We start from the raw sequence: 14,463 nt of genomic DNA on the forward strand, positions 1-14,463 counted from the left end.
GGGTTGCCTCTCATGCTGTCGGGTATCTGTACGGTAGTCGAGAGCTAACTTACTCCAGAGTAAGAACAGTGAGTAGGATGGCTCCCAACACCGGATAACCATCTATTGACGGAGATAAGCGTTGCCTACACAAGACGCCTCAGCTGAAAGCACCTCTGCAAGTTCCCAGGCGACCGCCGCCAAACGACGCGTCGCAGTGCTGGGTGGCAACCGGATCCCGTTCGCGCGCTCGGACCGGGCCTATGCCCAGGCATCGAACCAGGACATGTTCACGGCCGCCCTAGGCGGGCTGGTCGACCGGTTCGACCTGTCCGGCGAGCGTCTCGGCGCGGTCATCGGTGGCGCGGTGCTCAAGCACAGCCGCGACTTCAACCTGATGCGCGAATGTGTGCTCGGATCGGCCCTGTCGTCCTACACGCCGGCGTTCGACCTGCAGCAGGCCTGCGGCACCGGCCTCCAGGCCGCGATCGCGGCTGCCGACGGCATCGCCGCGGGGCGTTATGAAGCCGCCGCCGCCGGCGGTGTGGACACCACCTCGGATGCACCGATCGCGCTGGGTAACAACCTGCGTCACACGCTGCTCGGGCTGCGTCGCGCCAAGTCCAACGTCGACCGGCTCAAGCTGGTCGGCAAGCTGCCGGCCAGCCTCGGTGTGGAGATCCCGGTGAACAGCGAGCCGCGCACCGGGCTGTCAATGGGCGAGCACCAGGCGATCACCGCCAAGCAGATGGGCATCAAGCGGGTCGACCAAGACGAGCTGGCCGCGGCCAGCCACCGCAACATGGCGGCGGCATACGACCGCGGCTTCTTCGACGACCTGGTCACCCCGTTTCTGGGCCTCTACCGCGACGACAACCTGCGACCGGACTCGTCGGCGGAGAAGCTGGCCAAGCTCAAGCCGGTGTTCGGAGTGAAAGCCGGCGACGCAACGATGACCGCAGGCAACTCGACGCCGTTGACCGACGGCGCCTCGGTTGCCCTCCTGGCGACCGAAGATTGGGCCAAGGAGCACTCGATCACCCCGCTGGCTTACTGGGTCGATGCCGAGACAGCGTCGGTCGACTACGTCAACGGCGCCGACGGGCTGCTGATGGCGCCGACGTACGCGGTGCCCCGCCTGCTGGCCCGCAATGGGCTCACCCTGCAGGATTTCGACTTCTACGAGATCCACGAGGCGTTCGCATCCGTGGTGCTGGCGCACTTGCAGGCTTGGGAGTCCGAGGAATACTGCAAGGAGCGGCTGGGTCTGGACGCAGCCCTGGGGTCCATCGACCGGTCCAAGCTGAACGTCAACGGGTCTTCGCTGGCCGCCGGCCACCCGTTCGCCGCCACCGGCGGACGGATCCTGGCGCAGCTGGCCAAGCAGCTCCACGAGGCCAAGGCCGCCAATGGCGGCAAACCGGTGCGCGGGCTGATTTCGATCTGCGCGGCCGGTGGCCAGGGTGTCGCCGCCATCTTGGAGGCCTGAGCCCGTCGCCGCAGGTCCGGTTTAGTCACCCGACACCTCGGGTAGCCAGCGGGTTGGATAGCTCCGTGTTGCCGTCAGACCCCCGACCCGATGGCAGCGCGGGGCGTCCTTGAATGCTCCCGGTCGCGGGCAGCAGACCAAGACCGGGGCCGCCACGGAAAGAGGGGATCTCGCGGCGGCCCCTCCAGAACTACCGAAACGCAAAATCCCCCGTCTCCGAAGAGGCGGGGGATTTTGCTGTGTTGCTTGTGTCAGAACGCGGCTTCGTCGAGTTCCATGAGGTCGTTGTCGATGTGCTCCAACACCTGGCGGGTGCTGGTCAACAGCGGCAGGAAGTTCTTGGCGAAGAACGACGCCACCGCGATCTTGCCCTCGTAGTACGAGCGATCGGCGTCGCTGCAGCCGGAGTCGAGAGCTTCCAGGGCCACCGCCGCCTGACGCTGCAGCAGCCAGCCGATGACCAGGTCACCGACGCTCATCAGGAAGCGCACCGAACCGGTGCCGACCTTGTAGATGCTGGAGATGTCCTCTTGTGCCGCCATCAGGTAGCCGGTCAGCGTCGCGGCCATCGCCTGCACGTCCTCCAGGGCGGTGGACAGCAGCGCCCGCTCGGCCTTCAGGCGGCCGTTACCGGACTCGTTCTTGATGAACTCCTCGATCTGACCGGACACGTGGGCCAGCGCCACACCCTTGTCGCGGACGATCTTGCGGAAGAAGAAGTCCTGCGCCTGGATGGCTGTGGTGCCCTCGTAGAGCGAGTCGATCTTGGCGTCACGGATGTACTGCTCGATCGGGTAGTCCTGCAAGAAGCCGGACCCACCGAAGGTCTGCAGGCTCTCGGTGAGCTTGGCGTATGCCTGCTCAGAGCCCACGCCCTTGACGATCGGCAGCATCAGGTCGTTGACCTTCACCGCCAGATCGGCGTCCACGCCGTGCAGTGCCTTGGCGACCGCTGCGTCCTGGTAGGTCGCGGTGTAGAGGTACAGACCACGCAGGCCTTCGGCGTATGCCTTCTGGGTCATCAGGCTGCGGCGCACATCGGGGTGATGCGTGATCGTCACGCGCGGCGCGGTCTTGTCGGTCATCTGGGTCAGGTCAGCGCCCTGCACGCGCTCCTTGGCGTAGGCCAGGGCGTTGAGGTAACCGGTGGACAGCGTCGCAATGGCCTTGGTACCGACCAGCATGCGGGCATTCTCGATCACCTCGAACATCTGCGCGATGCCGTTGTGCACCTCGCCGACCAGCCAGCCCTTGGCCGGTACGCCGTGCTGACCAAAGGTGAGCTCACATGTCGCGGAGACCTTCAGGCCCATCTTGTGCTCGACGTTGGTGACGAAGACACCGTTGCGCTCGCCCGGTTCGCCGGTCTCGAAGTCGAACAGGAACTTCGGCACGAAGAACAGCGACAGACCCTTGGTGCCCGGTCCGGCGCCCTCGGGGCGGGCCAGCACGAGGTGGAAGATGTTCTCGAACATGTCGTCGGAGTCACCCGAGGTGATGAAGCGCTTCACACCGTCGATGTGCCACGAGCCATCGTCCTGCTGGATGGCCTTGGTGCGACCGGCGCCGACGTCCGAACCGGCGTCCGGCTCGGTGAGCACCATGGTGGAGCCCCAACCGCGCTCGGCGGCCAGGATGGCCCACTTCTTCTGCTCTTCGGTGGCCAGGTTGTAGAATATCTGCGCGAAACCGGCGCCACCGGCGTACATCCAGACGGCCGGGTTGGCACCCAGCAGGTGCTCGTGCAGCGCCCACAGCATGACCTTGGGCATCGGCATGCCGCCCAGCTCTTCGTCCAGGCCGACTTTGTCCCAGCCGGCCTCGATGACTGCGTGCACCGACTGCTTGAACGAGTCGGGCAGCTTCACGGAGTGGGTCTCCGGATCGAACACGGGCGGATTGCGGTCACCCTCGACGAACGAGTCGGCGACAGGCCCCTCGGCCAGCCGGCTCATCTCGACGAGCATCTCGCGGGCGGTGTCGGCATCAAGGTCGGCGTAGTCCCCCTCGCCGAAAGACTTGTCGACACCCAGCACCTCGAACAGGTTGAATACCTGGTCGCGGACGTTGCTCTTGTAGTGGCTCACTAGGTTCCTCCTCGATGAGAACGCCACATGAGGTTGGGTACTCGGAATAAGTTACCCACCAGTAACACGGCTAAACTATACCGGCGAGTAACCAGTTGCAAGCGACTGTGAGCTAAATATCAACCAACTAGTTGGGCTCGGGCTGGATTAGACGGTGGCGTGCCCGTCTAGCTGCGGTGATGATGAAGGGCATGCCTACTGTGCAGGGCGTCATGACGCTTCCGGAAGTGGACTTACGCCACCCCGCCTGGCGTCTGAGGGCACGCTTGCGCGAGGTGGCCCACGAGGTCGGGTTCTTCTATCTGACCGGTCACGGGGTGTCAGAGTCGCTCATCGACCGAGTCATGGCCGCGGCCCGGCGGCTGTTCGCGCTGCCACAGTCGGACAAAGACGCCATCGCGATGGTCCACAGTCCGCATTTCCGTGGCTACACGCGGCTGGGCGGTGAGCGGACCCGCGGCGAAGTGGACTGGCGCGAGCAGATCGACATCGGCCCCGACCGCGAGCCGATCGGCGGTGAGGGCAAGCCCGACTACCTCTGGCTGCAGGGGCCTAATCAGTGGCCCGCGCGCCTCCCGGAGTTACCGGACCTCATCGCGGAATGGGATACCGCACTGGCGGCGGTGTCGCGCACCCTGCTGCGGCACTGGGCGGTGGCGTTGGGCAGCCCGGACGACGTCTTCGACGCGGCGTTCGACAAGGCGCCGGCCACGCTGATCAAGATCGTGCACTATCCCACCACCGCGGCCAGCTCGCAGGGCGTAGGAGCACACCGCGACTCGGGCGTTCTGACGCTGCTGCTCGCCGAACCGGGCAGCCGAGGGTTGCAGGTGCGGGCGCGCGACGGCAGCTGGGTCGACGTGCCCGCGCTCGACGGGGCGTTCATCGTCAACATCGGGGAGCTGCTCGAGTTTGCGACCGGAGGCTACCTGCGCGCCACCGAGCACCGGGTTAACCTGCAACAGTCGGCGGACCGGATCTCGGTGCCGTACTTTTTCAATCCGCGGCTGGACGCCCAGATCCCCGCGCTGACGCTGCCCGCCGAATTGGCCCGCCAGGCGCAGCGGCGCGCGGATCCGTCCGACCCCATTCACTCGGTGTATGGCCGGAATGCCTGGAAGAGCAGGCTGCGGGCACATCCAGACGTTGCGGCCGCCCACGGCTACGTGTGACGGCCAGCGCGAAACATGTAACGCCCGACGGGTAGGGTCGGCACTACGAAATCCCGTCGACGCGAGTGAAGCCGGTGAATACACCTGACAAGCTGACGCCCACCTCCCTGCGCGAGGCCTTTGGTCATTTCCCTTCCGGCATCATCGCCATCGCCGCCGAAGTCAACGGGGTCCGAGAAGGCTTGGCCGCCAGCACATTCGTCCCGGTGTCGCTGGAGCCGCCGCTGGTGTCGTTCTGTGTACAGAACACCTCGACGACGTGGCCCAAACTCAAGGACGCCCAAGCCCTTGGGATCAGCGTGCTGGGCGAGTCACATGACCGCGCCGCACGTGCTCTGGCCGCCAAGACCGGTGATCGCTTTGCCGACCTGGAAACGGAGTCTTTCAGCAGCGGCGCAGTGTTCATCCACGGCACCAGTCTCTGGATGGAGACCGCGATCGAGCAACTCATTCCCGCCGGGGACCACACGATCGTGGTGCTGCGAGTCAGCGACGTCCGCGTCGACCCGGATGTCCCGCCGATCGTGTTTCACCGCAGCGTGTTTCGACGCCTGGGCGTCTAGCTGCTGGTCACGGTCGCCGGCCGAGTTCCTCGCGGTAAGCCTGGACTCGACGCTCGATCTCAGCGCCTTCTTCGTCGCGTCCCTCTCGGTGTGCGAGTTCGGCGCGCGCGGTCAGTTCCGCGATTGCCCGGCGAATGTCGTTGATGCTAGTGGGCTTTCGGATTGCCATCGGTCACCGCCTTTCCTGTCGTACCCGACGGTACGCGGATCAACGGTGACGCGGCACCCGGTGTTTCAACGACGGAACAGCTTGTTGCCCAGCCACACGACCGGGTCGTACTTGCGATCGGCCACGCGTTCCTTCATCGGGATCAACGCGTTGTCGGTGATATGGATGCTCTCGGGGCAGACCTCGGTGCAGCACTTGGTGATGTTGCAGTAGCCGAGACCGTGCTCCTCCTGGGCCTCGTCACGCCGGTCGCGGGTGTCGAGCGGGTGCATCTCCAGCTCCGCGATCCGCATCAAATAGCGGGGGCCGGCGAAGTTCTCTTTGTTGTCCTCGTGGTCACGGATGACGTGGCAGACGTTGTTGCACAAGAAGCATTCGATGCATTTGCGGAATTCCTGAGACCGTTCGACATCCTCTTGCTGCATCCGGTACTCACCGGGCTGCAGGTCTTTCGGCGGCGCGAAGGACGGGATCTCCCGGGCCTTCTCGTAGTTGAACGAGACGTCGGTCACCAGGTCGCGGATCACCGGGAAGGTCCGAATCGGGGTCACGGTGACGACCTCGTCCTCGGCGAAGGTCGACATCCGCGTCATGCACATCAGCCGGGGCTTGCCGTTGACCTCGGCCGAACAGGAGCCACACTTACCGGCCTTGCAGTTCCACCGCACCGCCAGGTCCGGGGTCTGGGTCTGCTGCAGGCGGTGGATGATGTCGAGCACCACCTCGCCCTCGTTGACCTCGACGGTGAAGTCCTGCAAGCCACCACCGGCCTCGTCACCACGCCATACCCGCAGCGTTGCGTTATACGTCATGAGCGCTGCTCCTCCCGACCCATTCCGATCGCACCACTGTTTATCGTCGTCAGCGCGCCGCTCATCAGCCTCTCCGTCCTGGGTGATCGGCCAGCTCTTCGTCGGTGTAGTACTTCTCGAGCTCCGCGATCTCGAAGGTCTCCAGTAGGTCCGCTCGCATCGGAATCTGGTCCTTCCGCTCGACGGTGACGTCGGGAACGATCGGGTCGTCGCCGCTGGCGCTGCAGACCAGCAGCACCTTGCGCCACGACGAATCCATTCCCGGATGGTCGTCGCGGGTGTGCCCGCCACGACTTTCGGTCCGCTCGAGCGCCGCCTTCGCAACGCACTCGCTGACCAGCAGCAGGTTGCGCAGGTCGAGGGCGAGGTTCCAGCCAGGGTTGTATGCCCGCCCGCCGTCGACGTGGAGGTTCTTGAACCGCGCCCGAAGCTGATCGAGCCGGCCGAGCGCCTCGGTGATCTCGTCTTGCTTGCGGATGATTCCCACCAGGTCGTTCATCGACTGCTGCAGCTCGAGCTGCAAGGTGTACGGGTTCTCCGCCGTCGCGCCGTCTGCCGGTGTCTCGAACGGCGCCAGCGCGCGCTGCACGGCGGTTTCGACGTCGCTCTCGGACACCTTCGGGCGGTTGGCCAGCGCCCGCACGTAGTCGGCGGCGCCCAGGCCGGCGCGTCGACCGAACACCAGCAGGTCTGACAGCGAGTTGCCGCCGAGGCGGTTCGAGCCGTGCATGCCGCCCGAGCACTCACCGGCCGCGAACAGACCGGGAACGACCGCCGCGCCGGTGTCGGCGTCCACCTCGACGCCGCCCATCACGTAGTGGCAGGTCGGACCGACTTCCATCGGCTCCTTGGTGATGTCAACCCCGGCCAGTTCCTTGAACTGGTGGTACATCGACGGCAGCCGCTTCTTGATCTGCTCGGGCGTCAACCGTGAGGCGATGTCGAGATAGACACCCCCGTGCGGGGTGCCCCGACCGGCCTTGACTTCGGAGTTGATCGCGCGGGCAACCTCGTCGCGAGGCAGCAGGTCTGGCGTGCGACGGGCCGAGTCGTTGTCCTTCAGCCACTGATCGGCTTCGCCCTCCGACTCGGCGTACTGACCCTTGAACACGCTGGGGATGTAGTCGAACATGAACCGCTTGTTGTCGGAGTTCTTGAGCACTCCGCCGTCGCCGCGCACACCCTCGGTGACCAGGATGCCCTTGACGCTGGGCGGCCAGACCATCCCGGTCGGGTGAAACTGGACGAACTCCATGTTGATCAGCGTCGCGCCGGCCCGCAGGGCCAGTGCGTGGCCGTCGCCGGTGTACTCCCAGGAGTTCGAGGTGACCTTGAAGGACTTGCCGATGCCACCGGTTGCCAGAACCACCGCGGGTGCCTCGAACAAGATGAACGTGCCGGTCTCGCGCACGTACCCGAAGGCGCCGGAGATAGCGTCGCCGTCCTTGATCAGTTCGGTGATGGTGGTCTCGGCGAACACCCGGATACGGGCTTCATAGTCGCCGAGTTCGGCGAAGTCTTCCTGCTGCAGCGAGACGATCTTCTGCTGCATGGTGCGGATCAGCTCCAGGCCGGTGCGGTCGCCGACGTGTGCCAGCCGCGGGTAGGTGTGCCCGCCGAAGTTGCGCTGGCTGATCTTGCCGTCCTTGAGGCGGTCGAACAGCGCGCCGTAGGTTTCCAGCTCCCACACCCGGTCAGGTGCTTCCTTGGCGTGCAACTCGGCCATCCGCCAGTTGTTGAGGAACTTGCCGCCGCGCATGGTGTCGCCGAAGTGGGTCTTCCAGTTGTCCTTTGGATTGGTGTTGCCCATCGCCGCCGCGCAACCGCCTTCGGCCATCACCGTGTGGGCCTTGCCGAACAGCGACTTGGAGACCACGGCCACCTTCAGGCCGCGTTCGCGCGCCTCGATGACCGCGCGTAGACCCGCGCCCCCGGCACCGATGACAACGACGTCGTAGGAGTGCCGTTCGACCTCAGTCATTCCAACCTCGCTCAACTTTCTCAGTCCGTGAATCGGCTTGTCAGCCAACAAATCTCAGGTCGGGGATCGCGCCGCCGGCCACCAGGGCGATGTAGAAGTCGGTAAGCATCAGCGTGCCCAGCGTTATCCAGGCATACAGCTTGTGCCGCGTGTTGAGCTTGCTCACCTGCGTCCAGATCCAATACCGCACAGGGTGTTTGGAGAAATGCTTGAGCCGCCCGCCGGTGACGTGCCGGCACGAGTGGCAGGACAGGGTGTAGACCCACAGCATGATCACGTTGCCGACCATGATCACGTTGCCCAGACCGAAGCCGAATCCGCCGGGGCCGCTGTCGGAGTGAAACGCGACGATGGCGTCGTAGGTATTGATGATCGAGATGATCCCGGCGATGTAGAAGAAGTACCGGTGGGTGTTCTGCACGATCAGCGGGAACTTCGTCTCGCCGCTGTAGTGCACGCGCGGCTCGGCCACACCGCAGGCGGTCGGCGACTGCCAGACCGTGCGGTAGTAGGCACCGCGGTAGTAGTAACAGGTCAGCCGAAACAGCAGCAGGAACGGCAGGGTCAGCGCCGCGAACGGCAGCCACCACACGTGCGGCAGGATCTGCGGCCAGAAGTCGCTGGCTCCGTCGGTGCACGCCGTGCTGAGGCACGGTGAATAGAACGGCGTCAGCATGTGGTACTTCGGCACGAAGAAGTAATCCTGTTGGAACGCACGGAATGTCGCGTAGATAATGAACGCGGCAAATCCCAGGTCGATCCGCAGCGGCGACAACCACCACTTGTCGGTGCGCAGCGTGCGCTGGTCGATGTGTGCGCGCGTGGGTGAAAAGACACCGGACGCAGGACGGTTCGCCGTGGGTGCGCTCATCAAATGTTCCTCTTCGAACTTAGCTGTTCGTCGAAGAGTACCCAGGGACGCCCCGATGATTCTCGGCGGGGCGCGAAATCAGGACCGGTTGTGGCCGCCGACGCCCTCCTGGTCGACGTCGCGCCAAAAGTCGCGGTCGTAGTCGGTATCTGGAATGGCGATCTTTTCGCTGGATTGCGGCAGCGTGACGCGCGCTAAGTCGAATTCGGAAACATCGGCGTCAAGTAATTCGACGTCGCCGAGAAGGCGGTCGGCGTCGATGACGATGCGGCGCACCGCGGGGCTGTCGCCATAGCGCGCCTTCAATGTGCTCACGCACCGCCGCACGCCGCCGATGAGGTCGTGCAGTTCGGCCAGTTCGGTCGTGGTGGACAACGGATCTCCCAATCGGCGAAGTGTCACGGATCACAGTACGGCTCCCATACTATCGGCCAACCGGCCCGCGCGTGAGGCAGATCACGTCCCCGCGGGTCATCCAGGGTCGAACGGCTCGAGCATTCGGTGCGGCGTGCGTAGCGCAATGCTGATCGGATCGTCTCGACGATCGCGGGGGCGCCGCGGTGGGTGCAGGACCAGGTCGGCGACGTCGGGAACCCGGCCGCACGCAGAACACGTCCGGTCCGCGTCGATCGCGCCGCCGCATTCGGCATGGCGATAGGTGCGCTGATTCGACTGCTGGATGTAGTTGTCGTTGCCCCAGCTGAGTAGCGACCAGATGGTCGGCCACAATGCTCGGCCCTTCGGGGTGAGCGTGTATTCGCCCCCGGCATCCGATTTTGTCAGCACCCCCTCTTGCACCAGCAGCGAAAGGCGCTCAGTCAACACGGCTTTCGGAATCCCGAGATGAGCGTGGAAGTCGCTGAATCGACGCACGCCGTAGAACGCGTCGCGCACCAACAGCAGGGTCCAACGCTCGCCGATGATCTCGAGTGATCGGGCGATGGGACACACCTCGGCGGTGTATTCGCGGGGCAGGGCCATGGAAAGATCTTACGCCTTGCGAGTTCGTTCACCGAACCATAGACTGCGGTCGGCAAGTTCGTTCAATGAACCACGGAAGGCGCGGCGATGAGCTTTCATCGGGAGCAACACGGCATGACCCGGGTTGATATCGAGACCGGAATCCCCTTCGACCAGTTCGTCGAGGCGCTGGAGAAGGCGGCCCCGCCCGTCGACCGGGCGGCCGTTGAGCGGATCAGGTCGGCTGGTGGCAATTGGGACGACGTGCGCGCCGCCGCCGCCGAAAACGCGCCCAACGATCTGATGGTCTACGCCAAGATCGACGGGCGCGGGTACTTCGGCCTCGCCGGCCACCACACGCCGGCCGTCGAATATCTGATCGGCAATCACGTCATCGCCGAGACCATGTTCCGGCACGACCCCAAGGCGCTGCTCTACGCACCGCTGCGGATGCTGGTGTACGGCGACGCCGACGGCAACGCGGTCTTCACGATGGATCAGCCGGGGCCGGCCTTCGGCAGCCTCGGCGTCGCCGAGATCGCCGGTGTCGGCGCCGACCTTGACCGCAAAGTGGCGAATCTTCTCAAGGTCATCGGCGTCGAGGTCGGGCAGGCCTTCGACTAACGCCAGGAATCCGGTGGAGCCGGTCGGCCCCACCGGATCCCGGTGTCGTTACTTGGTGATCGCGATGCGCTGCGCCTGGGTTCCGGCGTGGGCGCCGGCTACCCGGACCGTCAGCACACCGGCGTCGTACGACGCCGATACGGCCTCGCTGGTGATGTGTGCGGGCAGCTGGAACGAACGGCGGAAGGAGCCGTAACGCACCTCGCGCAGCGTGCGTCCGTCCTTCTCCTCAGCATGCTCGTCGCGTCGCTCGCCGTGAATGACCAGGCGCCCGTGCTCGACCTCGACGTTGACGTCCTTGTCGACGTCGACGCCCGGGAGTTCGAGCCGCACAACGGCGTCCTCACCGTCCTTGACGATTTCCGCGGCGGGGTTGAAAGCGGTCAATGGCTTGATCCAGTCGGTGGCCGCGGCCGGGCCGAAGAATTCGCGGCGCCAGCGGTCGACATCCCACGCCGGGCGTGACCACAACGTCAAGTTGCTCATCTGTGTCTCCTCGTGTTCTGTGCTGGCCGGCGTTCTGCCGGCGTCTACAGATACAAACTTGAGTCGACCACGCTTAAGTTCCAGCTGTCGTTTCGCTGTCAGCGAACAGACCCCGGTGCTACCAGACGTCGCCGTCCCGCCAATCGCAAGCCAAGCCCGCGGTGGGGTCGAGGTCGATTCCTAGCGGGAAGACGAACACCGAGCCGTCGTCGTTGGGAGTCCTGGTCGTCCCCGTGGGCGCCAGCACCGAGGTGGGCCCGCGCCACGGCAGCCAGCCACGCAACGTGTAGAGCCGCCTACCCCGATCCGAGGAGCTCAGCGCACCCAGTTGGTAGCCGCCGCGGATCACCTGCTCGCACGCGTCGAGGATGGCGATGGCCAGCCCCTGGCCGCGCCAATCCTCGCGCACGGCAACGGCTTCGACGTAGCCGCAGCGCAGCGCGGCGCCGCGGTAAAGCATGCGTCGCTGGATGACGGCGCCGTGCGCGATGATCGCGCCGTGATGCCAGATCAGCGCGTGCATACCGCCCAGGGCGTGCTCCCAGTCGGTCTCGGTGAAGTCGCCGCCGAAGGCTTCGCTGACCATCGCGTGGGCACGCTGCCGCGCGTCACTTTCCAGATCTGCGGTGTGAACCAGGCGAGCGGTGTGAACCTGGGTGGGCACACTGCTGGTCTACCAGGTCGGTCCGTCTGCCGCTAGCAGAAGGCGAGACCTAGGCCGGTACGGATCGCGGACGTGACCAGTGCAGGCGTACGGGCTGGCCGGGACGCAGCTGGGCGACTCGGTCGATGTCGCGGTTGGTGATCACGCCTACCACAGGGTAACCCCCGGTGACCGGGTGGTCGGGGCCCAGAATGACCGGTAAGCCATTGGGCGGCAACTGAATTGCGCCTCGGGCCGCGCCCTCACTGGGCAGTTGTCGACTCGGGTCGCGGTGCGCCATCGGGCGTCCCTGGAGTCGCAGACCCACCCGGTCGCTGCGGTCCGACGCCGTCCAGACGGTGTGTACCAGTGCGTCGGCATCAGCGAGCCAGTCGTCGCGCGGACCAGGTATCACCGACAAGTGGACGAGTTGACGGGCGATCGGCTCTACCGGGGCCTGGTCGACTTCGGGATAGTCCTCGGTGTGTTCCCCGACCTGCAGCACGTCGCCGGCGCGCAGCGGCGGCGGACCGATGCCTGACAGCACGTCGTAGCTTCGCGAGCCGAGCACCGGCGCCACGTCAATGCCGCCACGTACCGCCAGGTAGCTGCGCAGCCCGGACTCGGGGACACCGAAGGAGATCGTCTGTCCCTCGCGGACATGCCGAATGCTGTTGGCGCCGAACGGGGTTGAATCGACCGCGGCGTGTGTGTCGGCGCCGGTGACCGCGATGTCGATGTCGCCGCCGCGGACTAGTGCCGTGAATCCACCCATCGTCACTTCGATGGTGGCGCGGTCGTCGGGGTTGGCGACCAGCCGGTTGGCCAGCGTGTGTGAACGACGATCCGCCGCACCGGAGCGGGTGACGCCTAGATGGGCCAGCCCGACCCGGCCGAGGTCCTGAACGACCGCCAACGGTCCGGTGCGCTGGATCTCCAAGGTTGGCATGCGCTACGCCGCCCTGAATTGGACGCGAGTGCCCGGGGTCAGCAGCGCGGGCTCGGGTCGGTCGATGTCCCAAAGCACCGCGTCGGTGTGGCCGATCAATTGCCACCCGCCGGGGGACCGGCGAGGGTAGATGCCGGTGAACTCGCCGGCCAACCCGACCGCACCGGCTGGCACCGCCGGGCGCGGGTCGGAGCGCCGCGGCACGGCCAGGCGTGGGTCGCCACCGACCAGGTACGCGAAACCTGGCGCGAATCCACAGAATCCGACCGTCCAGGGAGCGCCGGTGTGGGCGCGGACGACCTGCGCCGTGGTTAGTCCGGTGAGCTGTGCGACCTCGGCGAGATCGGCGCCGTCGTAGACCACGTCGATCAGCAGAGACTCGGTTGGCGTGCTTGTCTCGGCACCGGAGGGTGGGCCGAGGGTGTGAAGGCGACGGCGGACGGCACTTTGCCGGTCGGGGCCGTCGAGTGTGAGCAGGACCGTGCGTGCGGCCGGGACGATATCCAGAACGCCGGGCAGGGCGGCGTCGCGCAGCGCGATCGTCCACGCCAAAACCTCGGCGCTGCTGTCGAATTCGAGCAGTAGCGCCTGATCTCCGTAGTCGAGAACGCTTCTGCTTGGGCCCGCCTGCATTTCTCGACGGTAACTCCGCCGGGTCCCGGCTGCCAGGCGCTCGGCGCTAATGCAGGATGTTGGCGATCAGCGGCGGCAACTGCTCTGCCACCAGCGGATAGCTCAGCGGCGACGCATATGCGATGGCGCCCGCTTGGTCCTTGGTGGTGAAGATGCTGCGCGAACGGTGCGCGGCCACATCCGGATTGGCCAGCAACGCAGCCTGCTCGGCCTCGCTCTCGGTGGTCCAGATCAACAGCTCGGCATCGTCGAGGGCCGACCTGATCTTGTCTTTGGAGATGAACGCTCGTTGCTGATCGACGGCCAATGCGGCCAGGCTCTCGGGAATGCCCAACCCCATCTGCTTCAAGAAGTCGGTCTGCCATCCGGTGTTCGCGACGACGTTGTCGTCGTGCAGAGTGCCTTCCAGCAGCATTGCCCGCTTGTTTTTGAACTGCGGATACTTGTCGGCGACCGCGGTAAAGCCCTTGTCGACAGCGCTGATCAAGGCCGCCATCGGGGCCGCCTGAAAGACCGCCTGGCCGATGGCTTTTGCCTGGTCCTTCCACGGCTCGAAGAACGCGTCGGCTCCGGACTGCGCAAGCGTCGGCGCGATCGCGGCGAGTTTCTGATAGGTGTCCTGGTCGAGGCCGGCGTCGGTGGCGACGATCAGATCGGGTTTGAGGGCCGAGATCTGGTTGGTTTGAATTCCGTTGTCCAGGTTGAGCACAACGGGTTTCGCCGCGCCGAGCTTGGGTTGCGCCCACGGCCAGATCCCGAACGGCTGGTCGCCGAACCAGTTCGTCACCGCGACGGGAACGATCCCGAGCGCGAGCAGGTCGTCCTGGCCGGTGAAGCCGGCGCTGACCACGCGCCTGGGTGGCTGGGGGATTGTCGTCTGACCGAAGGCGTGGGTGATGGTGACCGGTCCGTTGCCGCTACCACTGCTTTCAGCGGACGGCGCTTTGTCCGACGAGCATCCCGCGAGTGCGAGCAGCCCGGCAGCCGCCCCGGCGCGCAGGAACCCCCGGCGATCCCATAGCTGGTCCACGGCGTGAGCCTAGCG

General features: G+C 65.6%; 16 protein-coding genes. 4 read left to right on the forward strand and 12 right to left on the reverse strand.

The window, feature by feature from the left end; all coding sequences use genetic code 11:
- The first annotated feature begins 121 nt into the window (after window positions 1–121).
- Window positions 122–1,468: an acetyl-CoA C-acetyltransferase gene (locus tag MKK62_RS11690; RefSeq protein ID WP_240260926.1), complete on the forward strand. Its 1,347-nt coding sequence runs from the start codon at window positions 122–124 to the stop codon at window positions 1,466–1,468.
- A gap of 251 nt (window positions 1,469–1,719) precedes the next feature.
- Here the strand turns inward: MKK62_RS11690 and MKK62_RS11695 are convergent, their stop codons facing one another.
- Window positions 1,720–3,555 (reverse strand): acyl-CoA dehydrogenase, encoded by a 1,836-nt coding sequence (locus MKK62_RS11695; RefSeq protein WP_260060485.1) that lies wholly within the window; start codon window positions 3,553–3,555, stop codon window positions 1,720–1,722.
- Window positions 3,556–3,746: 191 nt separating this feature from the next.
- Here MKK62_RS11695 and MKK62_RS11700 point away from each other — a divergent pair, with 191 nt between their 5' ends.
- Window positions 3,747–4,727: an isopenicillin N synthase family dioxygenase gene (locus tag MKK62_RS11700; protein ID WP_240260924.1), complete on the forward strand. Its 981-nt coding sequence runs from the start codon at window positions 3,747–3,749 to the stop codon at window positions 4,725–4,727.
- Window positions 4,728–4,801: 74 nt separating this feature from the next.
- Entirely contained in the window at window positions 4,802–5,290 is a 489-nt protein-coding gene (locus MKK62_RS11705) for a flavin reductase family protein (protein ID WP_240260923.1), read from the forward strand.
- Window positions 5,291–5,297: 7 nt separating this feature from the next.
- On the opposite strand, the gene MKK62_RS11710 is transcribed toward MKK62_RS11705, so the two are convergent.
- The 6 genes from MKK62_RS11710 to MKK62_RS11735 all read right to left on the reverse strand — a co-directional run bounded on the left by MKK62_RS11710 (window position 5,298) and on the right by MKK62_RS11735 (window position 10,104).
- The gene (locus MKK62_RS11710) at window positions 5,298–5,459 is read right to left on the reverse strand and encodes a hypothetical protein (RefSeq protein WP_240260922.1); all 162 of its coding nucleotides are present in this window, start codon (window positions 5,457–5,459) and stop codon (window positions 5,298–5,300) included.
- A gap of 65 nt (window positions 5,460–5,524) precedes the next feature.
- Window positions 5,525–6,271 (reverse strand): succinate dehydrogenase/fumarate reductase iron-sulfur subunit, encoded by a 747-nt coding sequence (locus MKK62_RS11715; RefSeq protein ID WP_240260921.1) that lies wholly within the window; start codon window positions 6,269–6,271, stop codon window positions 5,525–5,527.
- A gap of 64 nt (window positions 6,272–6,335) precedes the next feature.
- Window positions 6,336–8,252, reverse strand: a complete 1,917-nt coding sequence (locus MKK62_RS11720; RefSeq protein WP_240260920.1) for a fumarate reductase/succinate dehydrogenase flavoprotein subunit — start codon at window positions 8,250–8,252, stop codon at window positions 6,336–6,338.
- Between the two features lie 40 nt (window positions 8,253–8,292).
- Window positions 8,293–9,123 carry a succinate dehydrogenase subunit SdhC gene (gene sdhC / locus MKK62_RS11725; RefSeq protein ID WP_240260919.1) on the reverse strand — a complete coding sequence of 277 codons (831 nt, stop codon included), beginning with the start codon at window positions 9,121–9,123 and terminating at the stop codon, window positions 8,293–8,295.
- A 78-nt stretch (window positions 9,124–9,201) separates the two neighbouring features.
- Window positions 9,202–9,498: an Rv0250c family protein gene (locus tag MKK62_RS11730; RefSeq protein WP_240264194.1), complete on the reverse strand. Its 297-nt coding sequence runs from the start codon at window positions 9,496–9,498 to the stop codon at window positions 9,202–9,204.
- Window positions 9,499–9,594: 96 nt separating this feature from the next.
- A complete protein-coding gene (locus MKK62_RS11735; protein ID WP_240260918.1) occupies window positions 9,595–10,104 on the reverse strand; it encodes a winged helix-turn-helix transcriptional regulator in 510 nt (169 codons plus the stop codon).
- Between the two features lie 87 nt (window positions 10,105–10,191).
- Between MKK62_RS11735 and MKK62_RS11740 the strand changes: the two genes are divergently transcribed.
- Window positions 10,192–10,707 (forward strand): DUF302 domain-containing protein, encoded by a 516-nt coding sequence (locus MKK62_RS11740; protein ID WP_240260917.1) that lies wholly within the window; start codon window positions 10,192–10,194, stop codon window positions 10,705–10,707.
- A 48-nt stretch (window positions 10,708–10,755) separates the two neighbouring features.
- Here MKK62_RS11740 and MKK62_RS11745 read toward each other — a convergent pair whose 3' ends face one another.
- From MKK62_RS11745 to MKK62_RS11765, 5 genes are all read right to left on the reverse strand, one after another.
- Window positions 10,756–11,193, reverse strand: coding sequence for an Hsp20/alpha crystallin family protein (locus MKK62_RS11745; RefSeq protein WP_240260916.1), 438 nt, complete (start codon window positions 11,191–11,193; stop codon window positions 10,756–10,758).
- A 118-nt stretch (window positions 11,194–11,311) separates the two neighbouring features.
- The gene (locus tag MKK62_RS11750; protein WP_240260915.1) at window positions 11,312–11,857 is read right to left on the reverse strand and encodes a GNAT family N-acetyltransferase; all 546 of its coding nucleotides are present in this window, start codon (window positions 11,855–11,857) and stop codon (window positions 11,312–11,314) included.
- 49 nt (window positions 11,858–11,906) lie between these two features.
- Window positions 11,907–12,785, reverse strand: coding sequence for a 5-oxoprolinase/urea amidolyase family protein (locus tag MKK62_RS11755; protein WP_240260914.1), 879 nt, complete (start codon window positions 12,783–12,785; stop codon window positions 11,907–11,909).
- Between the two features lie 3 nt (window positions 12,786–12,788).
- Entirely contained in the window at window positions 12,789–13,418 is a 630-nt protein-coding gene (locus MKK62_RS11760) for a 5-oxoprolinase subunit B family protein (RefSeq protein ID WP_240260913.1), read from the reverse strand.
- Window positions 13,419–13,464: 46 nt separating this feature from the next.
- Window positions 13,465–14,448: an ABC transporter substrate-binding protein gene (locus MKK62_RS11765; protein ID WP_240260912.1), complete on the reverse strand. Its 984-nt coding sequence runs from the start codon at window positions 14,446–14,448 to the stop codon at window positions 13,465–13,467.
- Window positions 14,449–14,463 lie beyond the last annotated feature (15 nt).

It is taken from the genome of Mycobacterium paraterrae (genome assembly GCF_022430545.2).
Lineage (GTDB): Bacteria > Actinomycetota > Actinomycetes > Mycobacteriales > Mycobacteriaceae > Mycobacterium > Mycobacterium paraterrae.

What these genes read in the sequence shown, in the direction of transcription:
- sdhC (WP_240260919.1), bottom strand. Translation starts at nt 9,123, where the DNA reads ATGAGCGCACCCACGGCGAACCGTCCTGCGTCCGGTGTCTTTTCACCC.
- MKK62_RS11745 (WP_240260916.1), bottom strand. Translation starts at nt 11,193, where the DNA reads ATGAGCAACTTGACGTTGTGGTCACGCCCGGCGTGGGATGTCGACCGC.
- MKK62_RS11760 (WP_240260913.1), bottom strand. Translation starts at nt 13,418, where the DNA reads ATGCAGGCGGGCCCAAGCAGAAGCGTTCTCGACTACGGAGATCAGGCG.
- MKK62_RS11740 (WP_240260917.1), top strand. Translation starts at nt 10,192, where the DNA reads ATGAGCTTTCATCGGGAGCAACACGGCATGACCCGGGTTGATATCGAG.
- MKK62_RS11755 (WP_240260914.1), bottom strand. Translation starts at nt 12,785, where the DNA reads ATGCCAACCTTGGAGATCCAGCGCACCGGACCGTTGGCGGTCGTTCAG.
- MKK62_RS11710 (WP_240260922.1), bottom strand. Translation starts at nt 5,459, where the DNA reads ATGGCAATCCGAAAGCCCACTAGCATCAACGACATTCGCCGGGCAATC.
- MKK62_RS11700 (WP_240260924.1), top strand. Translation starts at nt 3,747, where the DNA reads ATGCCTACTGTGCAGGGCGTCATGACGCTTCCGGAAGTGGACTTACGC.
- MKK62_RS11715 (WP_240260921.1), bottom strand. Translation starts at nt 6,271, where the DNA reads ATGACGTATAACGCAACGCTGCGGGTATGGCGTGGTGACGAGGCCGGT.
- MKK62_RS11720 (WP_240260920.1), bottom strand. Translation starts at nt 8,252, where the DNA reads ATGACTGAGGTCGAACGGCACTCCTACGACGTCGTTGTCATCGGTGCC.
- MKK62_RS11735 (WP_240260918.1), bottom strand. Translation starts at nt 10,104, where the DNA reads ATGGCCCTGCCCCGCGAATACACCGCCGAGGTGTGTCCCATCGCCCGA.